This window comes from Cytobacillus citreus, assembly GCF_018343665.1.
GTDB classification, from domain to species: Bacteria; Bacillota; Bacilli; order Bacillales; family Cytobacillaceae; genus Cytobacillus; species Cytobacillus citreus.
The window spans coordinates 156,861-180,374 of the sequence record NZ_JAGYPM010000002.1 but is presented as its reverse complement, the minus strand read 5'-3'; the positions used below and the strand labels follow the sequence as shown (position 1 = coordinate 180,374).

The following is a 23,514-nucleotide window of genomic DNA, read 5'->3' as shown; positions in this document are numbered from 1 at the left end:
GTGAAAACAACCTTTTGGAATTAAAGCGTTTACATTTTTTTATTCTAAGTTTAAAATAAATTTCAAAGACCACGGTTTTTGACTGTAGTCTTTGAAATTTATTTTAGTCCAATGTGATATGCGAGTCAATTAATTTTTAGAAAATTTATTTAATTCTGATATAATAAACAGAGTAATTTAAAAGGAGAATCGAAATGCCAGGTTTAACACAAAGACAATTAAAAGCCCAGGAAACTAAGAAAAGGATCCTTGATACAGCATTGGCATTATTCGGTGAGAAGGGGTTTGATCATGTCACCGTAGATGAAATAACTGCAAAAAGTGAAACTTCTAAAGGTGCTTTCTATGTTCACTTCAACTCAAAATATGATATTTTCCTAGAAAAGTTCAAAGAAATTGATGAATTTTATGCTGACTTTATGGAAACCCTGCCAAAAGAAATGAAATCATATGGGAAAATTTCTCTGCTGGTTAAATCACAAATGGTTTATTTACGTGACAGTTTAGGAAAGGACCTGCTCAGAACTGTTTATGTCAGTGCATTAATTCCTAATAAATCAGATTACTTCTCGAATATGGAAAGACAGCTTTATAAGCTTGTTTACAAAATAGTGGAGGAAGGACAGATTGCAGGGGAGATAAAAGAAGACCGGTCTCCCGGTGAATTAACTATGGTAATAACGCGCTGCATGCGGGGAACATTATATGATTGGCAATTATTTGATCACTTCGATCTTGTACTAGAGGGAGAAAAATTCATCCAAGCAATCTTAGAAGGAATTCAGAAGGAGATTTAACAGAGAAACAATTGTCTGATGATATGTTTTTTTTATGAAGTATAGACCTAGAGGAAACAAAAACATTACTTCTCTACTAGTTCTTCTACTTTTTGCAATAGATCCGGAGGCATGCTAAATGCTCGACCTTCCTCTGCAATTGATACTGCAATTTTTTCTTTTGACACGTCTAAACCAACGTATTTTATGGTATCCTTCATAATAATTAGCTCCTTTCGTAATATAGCTCTTTTTTGGTTGGGTTTTTCCAGTAAACAGTTTAACCAAATTAACCTACGTTGTTACGAGTGAGGAGCTAGTTTCGTTCATGATAACTTATCGCGCTCATACATGCCACGTCCTGTGGCATTCGGATTCAGCTACGTAAGATCATTGTTTTGTCGCAAAATTAACATGAATAACAGAAAAAAGTAGCCCCTATTCTTTTAAGAACAGAGGGGCTACAACTATTTTTTCAACGAAGAATGAGGATTGTCTTCCTCAATTAAACAGACTTACAAACTGTCCGTATCCCTCTTCTTCGAGCTTATTCTTAGGAATAAACCGAAGTGCGGCTGAATTAATGCAATATCTTGAATGATCGGGGCCAGGTCCGTCATCGAATACATGGCCAAGGTGGGAGTTGGATGATTTTGCTCGTACTTCAATCCGCCGCATTCCGTGTGAGGTATCAAGTTTTTCTTCCATTTCGGTTCGACGTAATGGTTTCGTAAAGCTAGGCCAGCCACAGCCAGCATCATATTTATCTTTTGAACTAAACAGTGGCTCACCAGTAATGATGTCGACATAGATCCCATCTTCCGTATGGTTCCAATACTCATTATGGAATGGAGGCTCAGTACCATTTCTTCTTGTCACCTCAAATTGAATTGGCGTCAGTTCCTTGCGCAATTGCTCATCATTTTTGCGATTTGACCAGTTCTCACGGATAAACCCCGCTCGTCCGGAACCCTCTTTATAAAGATTATAGTGAAACGAGTTCTTTTTATAATAATGCTGATGTCTTTCCTCTGCCCGATAAAAAGGCCCTGCAGGGAGAATTTCCGTTACAATTGGCTTTTGAAAACGGCCGCTTGCCGCAAGCTCAAGCTTCGAAGCATCTGCTAATTCCCTTTGCACTTCATTATGGTAAAAAATAGCGGTTTTATAAGATTGCCCACGATCATTGAACTGTCCTTCCGGATCTGTTGGGTCAATCTGCTGCCAAAAAAGCTCAAGTAGTTTTTTATAAGGAAAAACGCTTGGATCGAATGTAATTTGAACCCCTTCATAATGCCCTGTTGTATCTGAGCATACCTCTTCATAGGTCGGATTTTCCGTATGGCCTCCTGTATAGCCCGAGATGACCTCTTTAATTCCTGGCTGTTCATCAAACGGCGCCACCATGCACCAAAAACAGCCACCCGCAAATGTTGCCAACTCATATTGATCAGACATTATTTCCTACCCCTTTCACTTTTTCTGAGCCTTCATCTTAAACATTTCACTTATTTCCATTATAACCATTTTAAAAACATTAGAAAAACTTGGCGATCGCCAGGTCCTTTAGCGAATACCTTAGTTTTCTTATGCGATCTCCTTACCAGAAATTTTATCAAAATACTTAAACTTTCCAATTAGCCAATAAAGAATCCCGTCCCTAAATTCTGAATAGGACGGGATTCTTATCGCATTTTGTTTAAATTGGTTTATTTGGCTCGTATGTTGGCTGCTGGTTTTCTGCTTGGAATGCTTGGCTCTTCGCTACCGCCCCTTGTACACTTTCTTCTAATGAAAACTCTGTATCCGTTTTATCAAATTGCCCTGTTTGATTTTGTGCTGCAATTACTTGCTGCTGATCCTGTTCTGTATTTTCTTTGCGATTCTTTAGCATGTCATTACACTCCTTTTTTTCAAAAGTACATATATAGATTTTCCAAAGGAGCAGACATTATTCGTCAAGACGTAGTATCAAAAGTTTATCGCAGATTAACGGGCTGTAAGACCCCCACTTCAAGATTGAAAGAGAAGCGTGGAAGATAGGTGGGGGACAACTGCCCGTAAAAGCCCGTAAAATGAACACAGACAAAAAGCGCCACATCGTGTGGCAACGTCTGCGTGACCCACTTCCTGTGGTCCGCAACTAACAATCAGTGGGGGATGAAGGAACCCCCCACTGATTGAAGTTTCACTTTATATGAACTAAATTTTGAATTCCTATTCCTTCATATCCAATTGGACAACTAGCTCTAATTCTTTCATTTCCTCCTTATTTCCTTTCTCATCTGTAACGATAGGTAGGATTGTGAATGATTTCGGTATCCTCTCCATTGGGGGTAAAGCCAAGACGACTTTTCTACCGTTTTTACCAGCCATCCCTATTTGCTGATCAAGGCCTTCATATACCTTTCCTTTGTCATCTTTTATCATGTATTCAAACCATGGCCATGTATCGTTCTCATCCATTTCTTCCGGGTAATCTGAAGTCAAATCAATTCTCGTTGACAGCGGTGAAAACGTAATTTTTTCAACTGCTTGAGAATAAATATGATCAGATGTACTTGCCTTTACATAAGGGTGAAATTCTTGAATTTCTCCTTGAACTTTTTCCAGTGGGAAATCCACCTTCCACTCACCAGAATATCCAAATAAATCTTTACCTTGTACTGTAACATCAATATTGTCACCAAACTCATTAAACTTTGATAGAGTAAACTGGTGGTACTCGATAAGCGTATTTTCGTCTATTGGACCCTGAATCGTCGATCCAATCGCCACTTCTGATTGTTTCCCGTTTATTAAGACTTCATTGTAGCCTATCTTTGTTTCCTCAAGAGACAATGCTCTCTCTCCTGTATAAGCTACTGTTACTATTAATCGTCCACCATCGTAAACCGCTTCCTTCACTGTCATGGTTAAACCATTTTGGCTATCCTGTTTTTCAATGACTGTTGCTAATTTGTCGCTCTGTAACTTATCAGAAGAAATATCGCGAAATTGCTCATAAATCGGGCCAATGATCGGTACTTTTGCTAAGGCAGTAGCCATCCCTGTTGATACAAAGCCAAAGCCAAGTATGGATACACATAATCCACATGCTACAAGAAGCGAATATCTCGCCGCTTTTCCTGCCTTTTGTTTTTTCTTAGCTTGAAAAATAGCGGCTTTTTCTCTAGCCACTAACTGCTGAACAGGAACCTCAATGTCATTCATATAATGATGAACCTTATCTTTATTCATAAATATAGCCCTCCTTCAATATAGGTCTCAGCTCTTTTTTCGCTCTGTTTAAATGAGACTTCACCGTGCCTTCTGGATAATTCATGATGTCAGCAATTTCTCTTATTGATAAATCATGATAATATCTCAACAAAATGATGGCCTTATATGTAGGAGACAAATGATTAAAGGCTTCTGCTAAATCCAATGAATAGGTGATAGTATCAATATTTTCTTCCGTCATTAATTGTGCAAATAACTCTTCCTTATCTGTCGGAAAATGCTTTGACTCTTTTCGAATAAAGTCAATTGCTTTATAGATAAGAATCTTCGTAATCCACCCTTGAAATGCTTCCGGTTTTTTTAATGTTTTCAGCGTCGTAAATGCTTTATAAATAGTTTCTTGATAAATATCAAGAGCATCTTGTTCATTTTTTACATATGAGTATGCAGTTCGATATAATTTATGGCGAACGGAGCTTATAAGCTGTTCAAATGCTTCGTCATTTCCCTTTTTCGCCTTTGTTACTAAATTTGCAATGTCCATTCTTGTTTTTCCCCTCCTTTTCACAATAAAGTCGAATGGGAACATAAAATCGTTGCAAGAAATTAATTCAGTTGTATTTAATACTGAGAAAAAAGGGGATATCAAGTTGCTACTTATGCAAAACCTTACTAGAAATAAAAATAGGTTCAAACAAATAGAGTGTTTGAACCCTTCCTTATTGGACCTTGACTTATTTCTTAGGAAGCTTCTCTTCCTGCATATAACGGTAGACAGGGATCTCATCGCCTTTTTGAACAGGGATGAAGTTAAAGGTGACATAGCTATCAACGGACTCTGGTTCTAGAGCTAATGCAATAAAGTTTGCATTTGGCTGGTCCATTGAGTAAACATAGCTACCTTTAGGGAAATGTTTGTTTTTCGTAGCGACTTCTGTTGTCACCTGTTTCGTATAGTGTCCGTTCTCCAGCGTTGTTGAAACTTTATTATCTGTCACTTTATAGCTTTCAATTGGAAGGATCATTGGTTTATCAAGCTTCTGGACCTTTACACCGATGATTTCAAGTTTGCGCGCGATGTCATGATAGGCTGGCGGCATAATGTAGGCAGTCGGACGTTCACGTACTAGTGTTGCATAGGCTTCTGTAGAATCCATCCAGTCAATCGTGATGGCGTTCCGCTCTCCTTTTGCAAGATCAACGACATCTAAAGTTTGGTCTTGGATCAGTTTGTATTCGCTCTTTATCACAATTTTATCATTGTCATTAATACGCTTTCCTTTTTCAACCACTTCATTGCGAGCATCACTAACGATCTTTTTTACCTTTTCTGCATTTGCCGCCGTTGATATAATGAAATTCGTTTGAGCGATCATTTGGGCATAAACGCGGCGTTCAAAGTCTGCACGTCCGATATTAATGCCCCGGGTTTCGACTAAGTAGGTTAGTGTATTTTTTAAGCCAAGAGCATTTCGGCCAGTACGCGATTCTGTGATTCCTTCAGTGGCAACAAGTTTTCCTTTATCATTTTTGCTAAGAGTGTAGTAATCATAGTGAGTAAGCTTTGCTTTATCTAGTTCTTTATTGACATCAGGAAGAAGAAGATTATCTGATGTCTTCCGAAGCTGTTCTGGAATATTCAGGTTTTGAGCAGATGAAATGAGAACGTCATAGGAAGAGATTGACCCTTTTTCCCCATAATCCATTAACAGGCTTGAGTTAACTGTGTATTCATGTGTGTCTAATACAACCTCAGGCTGATACTCGTTAATGGCTTTATTTACAGCCTGTACTTCAGGATATTCCACCTTCATATAGTCCCGGTTAGCATCGAGATCAGTCGCAATAAAACGTTTAAAATAATAAGAGCCATCTGGATTAATTCGTGGAACAATAACAACATTTACCTTATCAAGAACATCGCCAAGCTTCCCTTCCGCTAATAGCTGTGCCACGACAAGATTGGACTCTCCTGCAGCTGGTTCATTTCCATGAATTTGTCCTTGAATCCAAATGAGCGGCTTTTTCTTATTTTCCTTTACTTTCTTTGGATTATCCTTTGTGAATATTAGTAAGGGTATATCTCGCCCCTCTAAGGATTTACCAATGGTCTCAAGATACACATGCTTGTTTTTGTTTGATAGTTTTTTTAAGAAGGACATCATCTCTTCCTGACTTGTAAACGGGTTTTTTCCCTTTTCAAATCCAGGAGTGCTGAATTTTATATTAGGCTTTGGAAAAAGGTGGGCTATGTTGTCTGGTTGGACATAGCTTGGGCCTGTCCCATAATAAGGTGTAAATTCAAGATCAACTTGTTCTGCAAATACACTTTTATGAAACTCATTCCCTGAAAAAGGCAAAACAGTTGTAAAAATAAGTACAGTAGCAAGTGAAGAAACACGGATCATTTTTTTCATCAAATGGCCTCCTATTCAAATAATTATTTTATTATTCTAAATTAACACAATTTTTAATTAATTTTAATAAATAGAATTGGAATGAATGAAAAACCGATATTTCTCCCTATGTTTTTAGCATTTCCATGAGATAAGCAAGAGTATTGCACTAGGCTTTAAGAAGTGTACAGCCAAAAAAAGGTATCCCAAAAGGAAAAGATTAACCTCCTTTTAAGATACCCTTTCTATTCAAATTATAAAGATACAGTGTTCTTATTATCTTCTTGAATTGACTGGCGCTTAAAGCGAAAATAGAAGAAACCAGATAATCCTACTGAGATCATACCAAAGATAACGACCATTATTTGCAGACCTACGAGATCTAAAAAGAATCCTGTACCTAGAAGAACCACTTGGAACATGACCCTTTCTAACATATTACGAAAAGAAAAGAAGCGCCCGTGGTATTCTTTTGGCATTCTTGTTTGAAAGATCGTTGCAGCCGTCGGAAAGAAACAGCCCAATGAAAAACCGACAATTGCAAATGCAGCAACAGCTACAATTTTCATTTCGACTAAGAACAATGAAATTTGTGCAAATCCGACAATTAACGAAAAGAAAAACATAATGCTATACGGAGACCAACGATCACTTATTTTCTTCACAGCAAAAGCACCTAGCATAAAGGAAATTCCTTCTGCTGCATAAATAATCCCCTTGATCATTTGATCATCATGGATCTCACTTATTTTTATCACCATCAGGTTAAAACCACCTAAGAATAGCAGTGGAATCAGTGTCAGGATAAGGGTCATCAAGACAATCGGCAGCCCTTTAATAACAGGCAGTACATCTTTAAAGCTCCCTTTTGATTTTTGTTTGTTCGTATTCTTCTGTTCTATTGGTTCATCAATTTTTAAAAATAATGTAAAGATGAATAATAGAAAATAAGCGATAAAAGAAGATAGATATAACATAAACAGAGACATCACTACTAGTAAGATGCCAGCTAGTGACGTGCCTAGGATCCTGGCAACCGTCGCCACATTCATATGGACACCATTCATTCTTAATAAGTTTTTTCCACCGACAATTAAAGGAATCGCTGCCTGCAGTGCTGGAAAATAGAAAGCCGCCGCCATTTGAATGGAAATAACAAAGGCGACAAGCCAGATAACGGAATCCATATACAAAGCAATAAACATAAATATAACACTAACCATTCTGCCAAGACCTGCATAAATCATGACAGTCTTTTTTCGTTTTTGATCTGTAATTCTCCCTGCGAGCGGCCCGACTGCAATTCCAGCTAGTAATCCAATCGCAAGGATGACAGATTTCATGAAATCCGATGGCACCTTCTCTTGCATAAATTCTAAATTTCCGATAATCCCCATCCATAATCCGAGTCCGGCAATAAGCTCCCCCGTTAAAATAATCCAAACATTTCTGTTAGTCCACATATTTATTTCCTTTCAATATCCATTCGAGAATCGAAATATATATGATTATATACCAAAAATTATTTGAATAATACAAATTTCTAGGAAACTCATACAATTTATCGCAGTTTAACGGGCAGTAAGACCCCCACTTCAAAGGTTGCGAGAGAATTAAAGAAACCTAAGTGGGGGATCAACAGCCCGTAAAGGCCCATAAAATGAACACAGACTAAAAGCGCCACGTCCTGTGGCAACGTCGGCACTAGCACGTCCTGTCCGTCTAAAAACCCCCACTGATGGAAGTTTCACTTTATTTCGGCAATATTCGAGGGAGAGAGTCGATCTATTTTAAACTGTTCCCTTTGCTTCCTGCCTCTGTTCTTTAATCATAAATCCTCCAAGTAATCCGAGCATGGAGAATAAGACTGGAATGATGAAAGCGTATAGATAACCTACATGACTTGGTGCTGTATGAAAATGATCTAATACTTTTCCAAAAATAACAGGCAGCAGCACAGCACTTAAAAATCCACCCGTATTCGCAAACCCAGAGGCAAAACCAACCTCTTTTCTGTCAAAAGATTGGCGAACAACGGCAAATGTTAAAGTGTTTGCCCCATTACAATACCCTATGATAAAGAAAAGAATGATAAGCATAAAAAATGGCGGTTTTCCGCTAAACAAAAGAAAAGCAACCCAGCATAAAAAAGTTACGAGATGTACAGCAGTATACGGCTTTTTTATTGAATTCATACGGTTTGCCATCCAATTTGTTATAGGAGCACCAAGAAGAGCTCCTATAAGACCAACCATAATGAGCTGACTAGCATCTGATCGATCCATTCCATACACATGCATTCCATACGGGACTGCCCATGAGCCAATAAATCCTACATATGTTCCGACAACTCCGAAATGGCAAAAAAATGTAGCCCATGCTTGGCGGTTAGAAAGTATTCGTCGTAATAACGTGAGCGTTTTTTCCCGTTGTTGCTCTGCTTTTGGTGATGATTCTTTTTTATCTGAATGATTGCGAAACATTTGCTTTGGTTTTACAACGAGAACAAAATAAAGAGCGATGCCACTAAGACATAGAATAATTCCAACTGCCAGAAAAGGTATTCTCCATCCCCATAAGGTGATCCAAGCAGAAAAGGGAACCGTAGCCAACAAGAAACCAAAGCTTCCTGCCATTCCCGCTATTCCAATTAATCCAACAAATTCATTCCCTTTAAACCAAAGGCTTAATATTAATACTAAATTAACCCAAATGGCCGCATCTCCAATTCCCACTAATAATCTGGCAAAAAGAAGCACTTCTTCACCCGTTGCCAGACTATAAATAACTGTTCCGACTCCATTTAAAATCGTCCCTAAAATAAGAAAAAGATTGGGGCCAAAACGATCTGACAATAACCCAATCGGAATTTGCAAGCTAGCATATGCCAAAAATTGAATACTTGTCAGTAATCCAATGGTCGATGCTGTCATATTGAAATCTTTCATCAATTGATCTGTAATGAGTCCAGGGGCTGTTCGTTGACTAACGATTAAAAAATAGGTAAACAATACCGTCGCAAATACAACCCATCTGTATCGACTATTTTGTTTTTCCACTGATCTCTACTCCTATTAATTATATTCAATCTTATATTATACGCTAGATTTTTTAGATATGAATTTAGATTTCAAATGAGTGCGCTTACATATTAAAAAAATTATTTCCAGCAAAAAAAAGAAGAAAAAATCACCAGTAAGAGATGATTTTTCCTTCTTTCTTTCATTGATCTATATCAAAAAAATTCGAAAATTAAATTTATATTTTAAACTTACTAATTAACATTTGCATATCTTCTGCCAGTTTGGACAGTGTTTGGGCGGATGATGATATTTCTTCCATAGAAGCAAGCTGTTCTTCTGTTGATGCTGCTACATTTTGTGAATGCTCGGAAGTATCAGCTGAAATTCGGGTAATGCTGGATACGGTTGCTGCCACTTCTTCAATACTTGCAGATACCTGTTCTGCTGTTGCAGCCATATCACGAATCTTATCTGCGAGCTGCTCCATAAAGTGAAGGATCTCTTTAAAGCTGCCTTCTGTCTGTTCGACTATTTTCAGCCCGCCCTTCACATCCTCTGTTACCTGCTTGACTGATTTATTCGAATGCACCATATCCTGTTGAATTTCAACGATTAAGCTTGAAATATGGGAAGAGGATGCTTGAGATTGTTCTGCCAGTTTTCGCACCTCATCTGCTACAACGGCAAATCCTTTCCCATGTTCGCCGGCTCTTGCAGCTTCAATCGCTGCATTTAACGCCAGCAAGTTCGTCTGCTCTGCAATATTAGAGATGACATTCGTGATTTCACCAATTTCCTTTGAACGCTTATCTAATAATTGAATGATCTCTCCACTCTCTTTAACAGAATGGCTGATTGCATGGATTTGTTGAACAGTTCTCGCTACATATTCTCCACCACTTTTCGCTTTTTCTGTTGCCTGAAAGCTTGCTTCTGAAATGGAAGAAGCTGCTTCAGCAATAGCTTGTACTCCAGTACTAACTTCCTCTAATGCAGTTGCACTTTCTTGTACACTTGCTGTCGCATGCTCGGCACCATGAGCTACTTGTTGAATGGTCTCTGTTATCGTTTCGATGGCCTTATTTGTTTGCTCTGCACTTGCTGTTAATTCATCGGAAGAAGAAGAAACTTGCTCCGAAGCGTTGTTTACTTCGTTTATCATATTCCTAAGATTATCAGACATTCGGTTAAAACTTATCGTGAGATTACTTATTTCATCACCTGTTTGATCACTAATTTTCTTAGTGAAATCCCCATCTCCCGCTAATTCAAGAGCGGATGATATATTATTTAATCTCTTTATCATTCTTCTTGAAAACCAATAAATAACAAGGCTCGACAAGATAATCACGATACCTAGGATGGTTAAAACCTTCATTAAAACATCGGATATAATCCTTTCGATAATGCTCTGAGAAGCACCAACATAAAAGATACCGATAATTTCATCATTCCCATTTTTTATTGGCATATAGGCTGTTTGAAATATATTTCCCACAGCATTTGCTTCACCATAATAGTATTCACCTTTTTTCAGAACAACATCTGCCACTTCCTGGGAAACTTGTGTTCCAACGGCTCGATTCCCGTCTTTTATCACATTTGTCGATACACGTGTATCCCCTTGAAATATCGTCACAGTATCCCCTGTATCCTTCGCAATTTCATCTACAATTTCTTCATTTCCATTCATGAGAACAGTTCCTTTATAAAGCTGGTTACCTTTAATTGCCCATTCCCCAGGATATTTTTCATTTATGTATCTATAGGCAAGAGCTAAATCACCTTTTGCCTTTTCAACAGCTAATTCTTCTACTCCTTTCTCAATTTCCTTATTTACGACAACTACTATAATCGCTGATAAAAAGAGAATAACAGACAAAACAATTAAATTAATCTTCAGCCCTAATTTTAGTTTGATCTTCAAAGTAATCACCTATTTTTTTATAGTTTTGGAAAATAACATTACATACTGTCTTTCGCCCACAAGAGTCTCCTTAACTCCCACCTTTCTTTCATTACCATTCACTAATTTTCCTATATATTAACTATTTCTGTATTATAGGACCATTTAGTGAAATTATTTCAAAATTCTACAATAAATACTTCTTTATGACTATGATATTTGATACTCTCCATCTATATAAAAGTGATAAAAATAGCAAAAAAAGAAGCAAAATTACCATTAGCAGATAATTTTACTTCTCCTTTTAAACCATAATATCGACATATTTCGAAAAGTGCAGCGACCACTTAACAAGTTAAATCACGAATGAAAACCTAAATAACATTTTTTATTCTATTAGCTATTAAGGTTTAAGAATCAATTGCACCTCTTTTTCTAGTACTCTGTCAAACACCTGCAATCGCTTCGGCATTGAAATATAAAAGCCTTGAAGCAATGGAACTCCTAATCGTTTGGCGGTCAATAGATCCTCCTCTGTTTCAATACCTTCTAACACTAATTTCACTTTGTTGTCAGTGTATTCCAAAAATAGGGAAATCAAATCTTGTTTATCCTTTGAATTGGATAACCCTTTTGACTTTGTGTGGTCTAGCTTAACAAAATCAGGGGTAAGGTTTTCAATGATCTGAAATGAGGCCTTTGATACAGGTAAATCATCAAAAGCGATACTAAAGCCTAATGATTTTAGGTAAGTTAAACTATTCAAAAATTCCTTTTGCTCCCATATGCTTTCTTTGACAATATTTTCATTAATTTCAAAAACAATTTGCCCCTCGATCATCGGATAATGTATTAGGAGATTATTGATAAAGCTCTTAAATTCATTATGTATAATCGTAGTCGGCAATATATTAATAAATAATGAGTAATGTCCAAAATACTCTATAGGGAATTCTTTGATAGCATTAGAAATACAAGCTGTATCTAGCTCATATAACAATCCGTTTATTTGAGCTTGTTGAAAAACAATTAGCGGATTTATTCGTGGTGTCGTTCTCATTAAGGCTTCATAGGCAAAAATTGAATCATTACTAGAATTAGTCAGTGGTTGATATTCACTGAACAATAAATTTTTCCTAATCAGTGACGGAATATTTGGCTCTATTTTGCACCCTTCTTCCTTTGTTATTTCTTTTTACTCTGCAAATTAAAAAGCTAGTAAATTTATTAAATCCTTTTAATTCTGCGTGCCACACTAATAGAACTCCTGTTCATTTTTACAGCAATTTCTGTAAAGGTAAGGCCTTCACTTCGTAGTTTTAGTAGGAGTTGATCTTCTTTTGTTGTCCAAGTCTTATAGGCTCTCTTTTTGACAACATCATTTTCCTTTTGTCTTTCCTCTTGAACCCATTCAGGCTCAGGTAATAAAACCTTTGAATCAATATTCGAAAATTGAACTCTATCCTTATTTTCTTCTGCCCATTTCCAAAAGTCAGATGGATCTATAAAATAAAAGCCTTTTGACTTTCTTGTTACCTTCTTCGTACAGGGAAGCCCGTGCTTTTCAACCCACCATTTAACTGTATTTCTGTCTACCTTTACCAGCTTGGCGAGCTCTCCAATTGTAATCAATCCTGTGTGCAGCTTTGTATTCGATATTCCCAATCGATTCATTTTTACAATCACAGAATGATAAGAGCGATCCATTGTTTGTGCGATTGTCGTTATTTTATGGACACCAATTTGTTCTTTTAGATACTCAATTTCTTCTAAATTCCAAACCTTACTCAATTCTAATTATTCCTCCTTATATGTTTAAAAAAACAGAAAAAAGACTATTCTCTGAAAACATAGAATAGCCTAAGGTTTTTATAAACCAATCCAAAAATTGGGCAACCGGCTGTCGTAGCTTGTAGGAAAATGTACTCACCCATAAACCCTTAGACCCTCGGCTTTGCGTCCTATTCTTTCGAATAGTTTGCCTTTACATATAGGACTTTTTCATCAATAACGTATTCATAATAAACTAAACTTCTTCATAATTCAACAAAATTATATAAAGTTCAACATATGTTGACATATTTCTGGTTAACTATAAGTCTTTATACCCAGATATTCGTTTTCAATGGAAATCGACCTGGTACATACAGCAAGCTTCTTCTGTTTGATATGAAAAGGGATATCCCATCATCAGGATATCCCTTTAGTAAAGCAAGTGCTGTTAAATAACTAATCGTATTTGATTTCCCGATGGGTCAGCAGTGACAAAATAATCTCCCTCTTCATCTACTGGAGCACCAATTTGCTGCAGTTGTGCGAGCACTTGCTTTCTCGTAGCTTCATCAGGAAAAACAAGGGTGTACCAATTTAAACCGACACTATTTTTGGGTGTCGCTTGAACCCCAACACCTTGCCAAGTGTTGATGGCAATATGGTGATGGTAATCTCCGGTAGAAAGAAAAGCAGCTTGAGGATAGTAACTAACCGTCTGAAAACCAAGCCCTTTTGTATAAAACTCTTCTGCTTTATGAAGATCTCCTACATGAAGATGAATATGCCCCATTATCGTATCAGCAGGCAGACCGGTCCATTCCGCATTACTTTCAGTAAGAATCCCTTCCCCATCAAGCTGTACTGTTGCCATATCCACTAAACCGTTGTTCCACGTCCATTCATGAGAAGGGCGATCCCGATAGACTTCAATTCCATTACCGTCTGGATCGTTAAGATATAATGCTTCACTTACATAATGATCCGCTGCTCCGAATCGGTAGCCTGTCTGAAGCAAGTGCCGTAAAAATACAGATAAATCCGCGCGGGATGGCAGTAAAATCGCAAAATGATACAAGCCTGCCGTACGCCCAGCTTTCGGAATAACTTCCGCAGGCTGTTCAAGTGTTAAAATGCGATTTTTCCCATCTGTTGTTAAGACTGCGATTTGATCTGTTTTTTCCAATACTTGAAAACCCATTATATTTTGATAAAAAGTAATAGCGTTTTGTAAATCCTTTACTTTAATATTGACCTCACCAACGAAGACATTTGGTTTCTGATGAAATTTTTCCATTTTCACCCTACCCTTACTTAAAATTTTCATTTCTAATATTATTTATATCTTAAAAGGATTCATTCAGTATCATGATTTTATCTCAATTTAAATATATTTTAATTCGAGATAAATAAAATGTAAAGATTATTGAACTAATAAATATTTAAAGAACTTGATCCACAAAGATTTGAATAATTAAAGCGACTGTGACCATTCGCAGGATTGGTTTTATGATTTGCGGTTTTAGTTTTTTGGCAATACGTACACCTATTTGTGCACCTGTAAGGGAGCCAAGAAGAAGGGCAATGGTAAGGGGCCAGATAATTTTTCCAGTTGCGATATAGGTGATAGCTGCTCCAAAACAGCTTGAAAAAGTGGCAAGTCGAACCAAACCTACAGCTTGAATATAGGCAATATTCAAATATCCAAATAAATAGAGCATCAAAGTTCCTTGGCCAGGTCCAAAAAGGCCATCATATATTCCAATACCGAAGAGACCAGGCACACTGAATTTGTTCATCTTCAAAGGCTCTTCACCAGTGAAATTACCCTTTCCGCTAAAAGATGTGATAAACGCAAATATAAGAAGGATCATAGCAATGATTTGCAAATTCTCTCCAGATATTTTTGACGCGATGTACCCTCCGCTTATTCCTCCAGAAAGACTAACAGGTATGATCCAAAATGACTCTTTTAGTGAAATTTCTTTTTTCCGATAAAGGTGATAGAAGCTTGAGAAGGAACTAATGGTATTCGATACTTTGTTCGCACCAATCGCAGAGTGTACAGGTATCCCCATAATCAGCATTGCCGGAAAGCTAATGAGCCCTCCTCCACCCGCCAGCGTGCCAATCGTTGTCGCACAAACACCAATTAAAAAAAGCAGCACATATTCCATATTTGACACCTCCTTCTTAAAGTATAGAATTAATTGGTATATAAATAAATTTAATTGTTTTTATGAAAATAAATAAGGAAATCTTATCAATCTACTGTGTACGGATAATAAAGAAAACTCGCCGATTGGCGAGCCTTGGAAAGGCGAAGACAGAGAACGTGTGAAAAAAACTTGGCAAATGCCAAGGTTTTTAATTCTTTTGGTTTTGAAGCTCCTCTAATGCTTTTGGAAAATGGTCATTATAATTATTAAGAATGGATTTTGCTGTTTCACATTCTATTGAAAACAAGATCATTAATATGGCCATTCTAGTGTCCCCATTCGCCTTTTTACTCATTTCCTTGGCAACTGCCTCTTCCACACCTGTAACGTCTTGAATGATGGAAATGGATCTTTGTCTCAGTTTTTCATTTGTGGCTTGAACATTTACCATTAAGTTTTTGTAGACTTTGCCCATCTTGATCATACTTGCAGTGGATATCATATTTAATACCATTTTTTGTGCTGTACCAGCTTTCAATCGTGTAGAACCCGTAACGACTTCGGGTCCAACCGGAATTTCAATTGGGTACTTGGATATTCTTGCTAAATCCGATCCTATATTACATGAAATTCCTACTGTAGGAATGTTTTTTTCATTCGCTCTTTCAAGGGCTCCTAGTACAAAAGGAGTGCTTCCACTAGAAGCAATACCAATGACAATATCCTTTTGAGTCAAAAGACGATCTACCTCAGCGATTCCCGCTTCTCGATTATCTTCAGCATTTTCAATTGGATAACGAACAGCTTTTTCTCCACCAGCTATAATACCGTTTACTAGATCATGAGAGACCCCAAAGGTAGGCGGACATTCAGAAGCATCTAACACGCCTAGACGTCCGCTTGTCCCCGCCCCTATATAAAACAGCTTGCCTCCACACTTAAGGGCGTCTACTACAGCATCAATTGCATTACTTAATTGCGGCAGGGCTTTTTCAACAACTTCTGGTACCTTTTTATCCTCCTGATTCATTAATTGGATAATTTCGAGAGTTGAAAATTGATGTAAATTCTCAGACTCCTTGTTTCTCATTTCCGTTAAGGATGTAGGATTCATTTCATTCATATGTTCTGCCTCCATATTTTGTTAAACACTCTTTAGGGCTCTTTCCCATGATTTATCTATGTTATATCCGACTTCATCTGTTATGATTTCTCCATTTTGAAGAAGAGCACGGATATATGAACCTACTACAGGAGGATACTTAGGTGAAATAATCGGAATATGACAACCTTTTATCCTTATCGAGCGTTCAAATACCTCTTTAAAATAGGCTGAATGAAATAATCCTCCAGAAATGACTAATGGATATGCATTTCCGTCTCGTTCACGACGAATAATGGAAACAACTAATTCTACTAAGCTATCTATAGCATGCTGAATGATTGCCTTAGCATTTGACTCTCCATGTTCAGCTAAAGAAATGACATGTTTCGCAATAGAAGCGATTAATTTCCTTGGGTATGGATCTTCATATATAAAGGTGATGAATTGTTCAGGGCTTTCTAAGCCAACCTGCTCTAAAATATAGCTTGTAAATGTCTCTTTTTCATCATCACTTCCATCATGTGACCGGACGACCATTCGCAGTGCTTGATTTCCGATATCATAGCCGCTGCCCTCATCACCAAACAGATAACCCCAGCCCCCTGAACGTACAGGCTTTTCCATACCATCTTTTACAAAGTAAGCAATCGAGCCTGTTCCAGCAATCAATACAATTCCATCTTTCGTTTTTGTACCTGCTGTTAAAGCTCCTACCGCATCATTTTCTACGATGATCTGATTAGGCTGAAGCCCATATTCAAGTATCCATTGCTCCCAACGCTTTCGATCCTCTTCTCGATCGCCTCCAGCTGTCGATACAAATGCACCTTTTATTTGGTGTATATTCGTATTCTCCAGTTGAAGAAGTTGGTCTAACAACTCATGGATAACAGCTTTCACTTCTTCTTGCGGTCTTGACTTTAAGTTGGTGGAGGCACCTGTCGCAGAAGCAATTATATTACCATAGCAATCTCCAAGGATGGCGATCGTTTTTGTACCTCCACCATCAAATCCTATAAATAAGTCATTATTTAACGGCACCAGCTGTCAACCCTTCCATAAATTGCTTTGAAGCGATGAAGAATAGGATAATCATTGGAAGCGATGATAACGTCAAGCCAGCAAATAATGCTCCCCAGTCAGCTGAATACTCTCCAAATAGCTTCATCATCCCTACTGGAATCGTCTTTTTCATCTCATCTGAGATAAATATCAATGGGAAGAAGAAATCATTCCATGCGGAAATAAAGTTAATAATCATGACTGTCCCCAACGCAGGGCGCATTAATGGCAATACAACATTCCATAGAATGCGAAGGTCGCTTGCTCCATCAATCCGAGCCGCTTCTTCTAGCTCAACTGGCATTGTTCGGAAGAAACCTGTCAGAATTAAGATGGATAGAGGAATCCCTTGTGCGGTATACATCATAATCAAAGACCATAAGGAATTTGTTAAACCAAGATCCTTCATTAATAAAAACAATGGGACAATTCCTAGCTTGATAGGGATCATCATCCCCATTAAGAAGAAGAAGAACATAATATTATTCCACCAAAATGTATACCTAGCAATATAAAAAGCGGCTAATGATGTCGTGATCAGAATGAGCAAAACAGAAACAACACTTACAAACACACTATTATAAAAATAAGTCATGAATGGAATTTGATCCAAAAGGTTACGATACGTATCCAAGCTAAAGCTTTTTGGAAACGCGAGTGGACTCATAAATATTTCAGCACTCGGTTTAAAAGAGGAAAGAATCATTAGTATAATAGGATACAGACTAATAGAGGCAAATAAAAAGGCAATAATATAGTATATAGGTCTAGTCCAGATCGTATGTTTCACCTTATTTCCCCCTTACATCTCTATCTCTTTTTTCTTCATCATTTTCAATAAAATAGCCGTAAATGTTGATATAAAAATAAATAATACAACCGCTAATGCAGACCCCAGTCCGATCGCCGTGGAATCCCCGGAGGATCCTCCAAAGGCAAGCCGATAGAAATAGACTGCTAGCGTATCCGTTGAACGATAAGGCTCCCCCTGAGATCCTTGCATCGCATAAACCAATTCAAAGGCTTCAAAGGATTGAATAAATGTTAGCACGGTGATAATCATAATGGATGGAACCATTAAAGGCAGCAAGATCTTTGTTAGCATCTTAAAGCCATTCGCACCATCTAATTTTGCGGCTTCGATCAATTCCCTTGGAATCGATTGAAAGCCAGCTAGAAAAATTAATACGGAAAAGCCAAGCCCGAACCAACAATTTACCAATATAATAGCCATAAGTGCCGTCTTTGTATTCCCCAGCCATGCTTCTTGAAGAGACTCTAGCCCAAATTTTCCTAAAAGTACATTCAAAGCTCCAAAGTTGGGATTAAAGATAAGCTTCCATAAAAATCCTACGACAATAACAGACAACAGTCTGGGCAGGAAATAAGCGATCTTAAAAAACTCTGCTCCTCGGATTTTTTGATAAATAATGAATGCAAGGAGGAAGGCTAATCCATTCTGAACCACCATTTGCACAATAAAGTACAAAACATTATGCCAAAAGGCATTCCAAAACATGCTGCTGAATGGTTCGAGGGTAAATAGATCTTTATAATTATCAAACCCGATAAAGGCCCCTCTTTTTATTCCCTTCCAATCAAAAAAGCTGTAGGAAAGGGCTGCAAGTAAAGGATAAACAATAAATAAGCCGTATATTACGAGGGCGGGAATAGGGAAGAGATGGATATTCCATCTCTTCCACTTCCTTTGCTTCATCTGCTTTATCGTTTCTGTGTTTAACTCTGTCTGCATATTCACCGCCACCTTACTTTTTAAGAATAGTATAACTTTTCTCGAGTTAGAGAAATGTCTAGCTCCAGCGCCTACCCCCGACGTACAGGACGTACTAGTGTCGACAATGCGACAGGACGTCGCGCTTTTGTCGACCTCGAGGTCACAAGCCAATCCTCCCAGAAAAGCAAAGAACACCTTTCTGGGAGGCTCGTCTTGTGCTTGTCGGGGGTGAGCAAGGCGCTTGCGCTTTTCTTATTGAAACGGCTTATACCAAGTTTCTGCATTTTCTTGAACCTTCCCTGCAACTCCTTCTGGTGTTTGCTGGCCAAGGTACATGCCTTGGAGCTCAAGTTCTAATGTTGCCTTAGAAGTAGGGTTTCCTCCAGCAAAATAGACAACCATCATATACGGAGTAGAAATCTTAGAAACGGCTTCACTTAAACTATTTACTAATTCGTCGTCTGATTTAACTTCAGGATTCGCACTAATCATTTTAAATTCTTTTGTAAATGGTTCACCAAATTCCTTTGTCGTTAAGAATTGGAGGAATTTCTTTGCTTCCTCTTTATGCTTGGAATTTGCGTTCACCGCAAATGATCCATCTACCCAAGCCGTAATCGTTGCATCCTTTCCAACTGCAGAAGGCATTGGGAAAAAGCCAAGTTCTAAATCAGGGTTCATGCTGCGCAATACTTCAATTTCCCAGCTTCCCATTGGGAACATCGCTGCTTTACCAGTAAAGAATAATGTACGGATATCTTCCATCCCAAGTCCTTCATAGTTATCAGGGAAATATGCTTTTAGCTCATCCATCGCTTTAATAGAGTTTACGAATTCAGCACTCTTAAAGTCTGTCTCACCCTTTGTGATTTTCTCTACGAAATCATTTCCGCCATAATGTGCAGGTCCGATAATTCCGTGTGCAGCTGATAATAACCAGCCTTCTTTCGTTCCTAATGCAATTGGGATAATGCCTTCTTTTTTAATTTTTTCATTTAATGCGATGAATTCATCCCATGTTTTTGGCACTTCTAATCCTAAATCACTAAAAATCTTTTTGTTATAGAACATTTGAGTCGTACTCATATTTAAAGGGACACCATATTGCTTACCATCTGATCCTTTTGAAGCTGCTAGAGCTGTTTCAGGAAATGCATCTAAGCCTTCCAATCCATCTAATGGCTCAATATAGCCTGCATCCGCTAAAGCAATGCCAGGTGCATATGGACGCAGATGGAAAATATCTGGACCTTCACCACTTTGTAGAGCTGTATTTAGAATCGTGTTATATTCAGTGTTTTTCGAAGGCTTGAACTCAACCTTAATATCTGGATATTGCTTATTAAATGCCTCGATTACCTTGGCATAACCAGCCGTATCCTCTGTTCTCCAGCTTCCAATTGATAAAGTTACTGTTTCCTTTGTTCCTTCATCTGTTTTTTCTGGTTTCTCAGAGCTGCCAGTATCTTTCGAGCATGCTGAAGCAAAAATTAAAAGAATAGAAAATAAACCGAATAACCAAATTTTACCTGTCTTTTTCATAACCATTAACCTCCTTTAAAAATTTTATATATATTTACCTCCACAAAGTGATGTCCACTATCGGCAACGGTCACCTATGGATGATAGATGAGCTTATATCACGCCTACTGTAAATGTAGTTTCCAAATTTGCTAGGATCACTCTACAGTGCATTTGCGATATAAGCGGAGTAAATGAATGAATGAAGCTACTTTCTAATCTTTTTTATCGTTGTTTCCCTGCCGAAATGCACGGCATTTGTCAGAAATACGACGGCTATCTTTTCCGATGGGCTCATCCATACACTTGTGCCTGTAAACCCTGTGTGCCCAAAGGACCCAATTGGCCAAAGCTCCCCGATCGAGAGTGATTCTCCAGCTCCACTCCATACTTCAAAGCCGAGACCCCGATTATTTTGTCTATGTGTTGCGGCTTCTCTTAAAAAGTCTTGCGGAATTAAATCCTGCTCTTCTGGATAAAGCCATTTGGACGCAAATGCAGCCACATCTTTAGCAGTAGAGAATACTCCTGCACTTCCACTCACCCCACTTAGCTGAAAAGCCTTTTCGTCATGGACATCCCCTTGAATGTATTGATCTTTATACCATTCTGTCGATGCAGCTAGCTTCTTTTTTTCATCAGGTAATAGATAAGTAGTATCGTATAAACCCCATGGCTCAAAAATATTCTCTTTTGTAAAAACATGCATCTGCTGCCCAGAAACTTTTTCAATCACTTTTCCTAATAGAATCATGCCTAAATCACTATATAATGTGGTGGTTCCTGGTGTATTGATTAGTTTTGTATCCAAGATCTCTTGCATGACATCTCTCTGCGTATTTCGATCCTGAAAAGGAAGATCAGCAGGAAGTCCTGATCTATGCTGTAATAAATGGTTGATGGTTATATCTTTATTTTTGAATGCTGGTAAAAATGAATGAATAGAGCTCTCTAAGTCTATCTCTTTCTTAGAAGCCAGCAATAATATTGATGGAAGCGTTGCCATTACTTTCGTTAAGGAGGCAACATCAAAAATCGTATCTTGATTGATTAACTGCTGTTGGTTATTTTTATCTAAAAATGACCCAAACGATTGGAAAAATTTCGTTTCTTTATTCTTAGAAATATACAGAACTGCCCCAGGAATATGCCTATCTTCAACGAGTTGTTGCAAGTAATTTTTAACCATTTTGTTTAGATATCCTCACCGCTTTACGGGTTCTTTCCAATGCTCGGATATTTCGATCCTGATTTGATTTCGTCACGCCTAGAAATAAAATATCTATGACATTTAACTGGGCAATTCGCGAGCTTGTAGCTCCACTTCGAACATTTCTTTCTAAAGATGTCGTATTTAGCTTCACATCTGCCAAGGAAGATAGAGGATTATCCCCTGATTTGGTCAAGGTAATAATACTTGCACCATTTTCCTTCGCTACCTTAACTGATTCAATTACATCTTTTGTTTGACCACTATAGGAGATACCAAAAGCAACATCCAGGTCGGAAAGGTTGGCAGAAACCGTCAATTGTGTATCCCCATCAAAAGCAGCCTCACACCAACGATTAATACGGGTTAATTTTTGTTTAAAATCCTGCGCTATGATCGCTGAGGCACCAATTCCATACACAGCCACCTGTCGAGCATTCGAAATAAGCAAAACCGCTTTTTCCAACTCTTCCTCTGAAAGGACAAGAAGTGTATTTTGGATTGATTGTATATTGTTTTGCGAAACAGACTGGATAAAGGATTTCATCGAATCATCGCTTGGAATATCATCATACAAGCTATTTGTATTTTCAGATTTTGCCAGCTCATAAGCTATTTTTAACTTCAGCTCTTGAAAACCCTTACATTTTAGCGACTTTGATAATCGTATAATAGTAGCCTCACTTACCTTAGCTTTTTCTGCTAATTTCTGAACAGATAGATTTACCACTTTATCAGGATATTTTAGGATATATTCTGCAGCTTTTTTCTCAGTTGGTTTAAAGGTATGAATACTTTCCTCGATAAAGTTAATTTCAGTACTCATAGGAACATCACCATTCTCAGAATTTTCTTAATTCACATTATATAAAACAAAATTTCAAAAAACAATATAAATTACGAAACTTTATTTCAACAAAATATGCACTTAGTTGGGTTGGCGTGAGTCGAAAAAAATGGGGGGTTTTGGTTTGATGAAGGCAAACTGATTTTACTTAGGAGTGGGAGAAGTAATACTTCTCTTTGATGACCGTTTACCGCTTTTTCTTCCGCGAACGGGAACCAATACTACCCTTTGATTACCGCTTGCCACTTTTTCTTCCGCGAACGGGAACCAATACTACCCTTTGATGACCGTTTACCGCTTTTTCTTCCGCGAACGGGAACCAATACTACCCTTTGATTACCGCTTGCCGCTTTTTCTTCCGCGAACGGGAATCAATACTACCCTTTGATGACCGTTTACCGCTTTTTCTTCCGCGAACGGGAACCAATACTACCCTTTGATTACCGTTTACCGCTTTTTCTTCCGCAAACGGGAATCAATACTTCTCTTTGATGACCACTTGCCGCTTTTTCTTCCGCCAACGGGAATCAATACTTCTCTTTGATGACCGCTTGCCGCTTTTTCTTCCGCAAACGGGAATCAATACTTCTCTTTGATGACCACTTGCCGCTTTTTCTTCCGCCAACGGGAATCAATACTTCTCTTTGATGACCGCTTGCCGCTTTTTCTTCCGCAAACGGGAACCAATACTACCCTTTGATGACCGCTTGCAGCTTTTTCTTCCGCGAACGGGAATCATACTTGCAATTGAACCTGTATTAATTTGCATAAAATTTTTAACT

The 23,514-nt window shown here is 37.9% G+C and carries 21 protein-coding genes and 1 riboswitch; of the genes, 1 reads left to right on the top strand and 20 read right to left on the bottom strand.

Annotated elements, in window-relative coordinates; translation table 11 throughout:
• The first annotated feature begins 194 nt into the window (after positions 1-194).
• Positions 195-797, top strand: coding sequence for a TetR/AcrR family transcriptional regulator (locus tag KHA94_RS07110; protein WP_213101468.1), 603 nt, complete (start codon positions 195-197; stop codon positions 795-797).
• Positions 798-862: 65 nt separating this feature from the next.
• Here the strand turns inward: KHA94_RS07110 and KHA94_RS26240 are convergent, their stop codons facing one another.
• The 20 genes from KHA94_RS26240 to KHA94_RS07015 form a co-directional block, all read right to left on the bottom strand.
• Positions 863-997, bottom strand: coding sequence for a hypothetical protein (locus KHA94_RS26240; protein ID WP_275950868.1), 135 nt, complete (start codon positions 995-997; stop codon positions 863-865).
• Positions 998-1,277: 280 nt separating this feature from the next.
• A complete protein-coding gene (msrA, locus tag KHA94_RS07105; protein ID WP_213101467.1) occupies positions 1,278-2,234 on the bottom strand; it encodes a peptide-methionine (S)-S-oxide reductase MsrA in 957 nt (318 codons plus the stop codon).
• A 241-nt stretch (positions 2,235-2,475) separates the two neighbouring features.
• Positions 2,476-2,670, bottom strand: a complete 195-nt coding sequence (locus KHA94_RS07100) for a hypothetical protein (protein ID WP_213101466.1) — start codon at positions 2,668-2,670, stop codon at positions 2,476-2,478.
• Positions 2,671-2,993: 323 nt separating this feature from the next.
• Positions 2,994-4,016: a DUF4179 domain-containing protein gene (locus KHA94_RS07095; RefSeq protein ID WP_213101465.1), complete on the bottom strand. Its 1,023-nt coding sequence runs from the start codon at positions 4,014-4,016 to the stop codon at positions 2,994-2,996.
• Positions 4,009-4,542, bottom strand: coding sequence for a sigma-70 family RNA polymerase sigma factor (locus KHA94_RS07090; protein ID WP_213101464.1), 534 nt, complete (start codon positions 4,540-4,542; stop codon positions 4,009-4,011). Before KHA94_RS07090 ends, KHA94_RS07095 begins: the two co-directional genes overlap by 8 nt.
• Positions 4,543-4,732: 190 nt before the next feature.
• Positions 4,733-6,415 (bottom strand): M14 family metallopeptidase, encoded by a 1,683-nt coding sequence (locus KHA94_RS07085; RefSeq protein ID WP_249365391.1) that lies wholly within the window; start codon positions 6,413-6,415, stop codon positions 4,733-4,735.
• 233 nt (positions 6,416-6,648) lie between these two features.
• Positions 6,649-7,857 (bottom strand): MFS transporter, encoded by a 1,209-nt coding sequence (locus KHA94_RS07080; protein ID WP_213101463.1) that lies wholly within the window; start codon positions 7,855-7,857, stop codon positions 6,649-6,651.
• A gap of 327 nt (positions 7,858-8,184) precedes the next feature.
• Positions 8,185-9,453: an MFS transporter gene (locus tag KHA94_RS07075; protein ID WP_213101462.1), complete on the bottom strand. Its 1,269-nt coding sequence runs from the start codon at positions 9,451-9,453 to the stop codon at positions 8,185-8,187.
• A gap of 199 nt (positions 9,454-9,652) precedes the next feature.
• Positions 9,653-11,353 (bottom strand): methyl-accepting chemotaxis protein, encoded by a 1,701-nt coding sequence (locus KHA94_RS07070; RefSeq protein ID WP_338030716.1) that lies wholly within the window; start codon positions 11,351-11,353, stop codon positions 9,653-9,655.
• 373 nt (positions 11,354-11,726) lie between these two features.
• The gene (locus KHA94_RS07065) at positions 11,727-12,464 is read right to left on the bottom strand and encodes an EAL domain-containing protein (RefSeq protein WP_338030757.1); all 738 of its coding nucleotides are present in this window, start codon (positions 12,462-12,464) and stop codon (positions 11,727-11,729) included.
• Positions 12,465-12,550: 86 nt separating this feature from the next.
• Complete coding sequence (locus tag KHA94_RS07060) at positions 12,551-13,114, bottom strand: helix-turn-helix domain-containing protein (RefSeq protein ID WP_213101459.1); 564 nt, start codon at positions 13,112-13,114, stop codon at positions 12,551-12,553.
• 97 nt (positions 13,115-13,211) lie between these two features.
• Positions 13,212-13,316, bottom strand: a riboswitch (cyclic di-GMP riboswitch).
• A gap of 228 nt (positions 13,317-13,544) precedes the next feature.
• On the bottom strand, positions 13,545-14,390 hold the full coding sequence (locus KHA94_RS07055; RefSeq protein ID WP_213101458.1) for a VOC family protein: 846 nt from the start codon (positions 14,388-14,390) through the stop codon (positions 13,545-13,547).
• A 145-nt stretch (positions 14,391-14,535) separates the two neighbouring features.
• Positions 14,536-15,270, bottom strand: coding sequence for a sulfite exporter TauE/SafE family protein (locus tag KHA94_RS07050; protein WP_213101457.1), 735 nt, complete (start codon positions 15,268-15,270; stop codon positions 14,536-14,538).
• Between the two features lie 190 nt (positions 15,271-15,460).
• Positions 15,461-16,375, bottom strand: a complete 915-nt coding sequence (murQ, locus tag KHA94_RS07045) for an N-acetylmuramic acid 6-phosphate etherase (RefSeq protein WP_213101456.1) — start codon at positions 16,373-16,375, stop codon at positions 15,461-15,463.
• 21 nt (positions 16,376-16,396) lie between these two features.
• Positions 16,397-17,398, bottom strand: a complete 1,002-nt coding sequence (locus KHA94_RS07040; protein ID WP_213101455.1) for a BadF/BadG/BcrA/BcrD ATPase family protein — start codon at positions 17,396-17,398, stop codon at positions 16,397-16,399.
• On the bottom strand, positions 17,385-18,209 hold the full coding sequence (locus KHA94_RS07035) for a carbohydrate ABC transporter permease (RefSeq protein WP_213101454.1): 825 nt from the start codon (positions 18,207-18,209) through the stop codon (positions 17,385-17,387). The genes KHA94_RS07040 and KHA94_RS07035 overlap by 14 nt, the downstream gene beginning before the upstream one ends.
• Before the next feature lie 12 nt (positions 18,210-18,221).
• Positions 18,222-19,172, bottom strand: coding sequence for a carbohydrate ABC transporter permease (locus tag KHA94_RS07030; protein WP_213101453.1), 951 nt, complete (start codon positions 19,170-19,172; stop codon positions 18,222-18,224).
• A gap of 234 nt (positions 19,173-19,406) precedes the next feature.
• The gene (locus KHA94_RS07025; RefSeq protein WP_213101452.1) at positions 19,407-20,696 is read right to left on the bottom strand and encodes an ABC transporter substrate-binding protein; all 1,290 of its coding nucleotides are present in this window, start codon (positions 20,694-20,696) and stop codon (positions 19,407-19,409) included.
• A gap of 187 nt (positions 20,697-20,883) precedes the next feature.
• Complete coding sequence (locus KHA94_RS07020) at positions 20,884-21,864, bottom strand: serine hydrolase domain-containing protein (protein WP_213101451.1); 981 nt, start codon at positions 21,862-21,864, stop codon at positions 20,884-20,886.
• Entirely contained in the window at positions 21,857-22,711 is an 855-nt protein-coding gene (locus KHA94_RS07015) for a MurR/RpiR family transcriptional regulator (protein ID WP_213101450.1), read from the bottom strand. The genes KHA94_RS07020 and KHA94_RS07015 overlap by 8 nt, the downstream gene beginning before the upstream one ends.
• Positions 22,712-23,514: the final 803 nt, after the last annotated feature.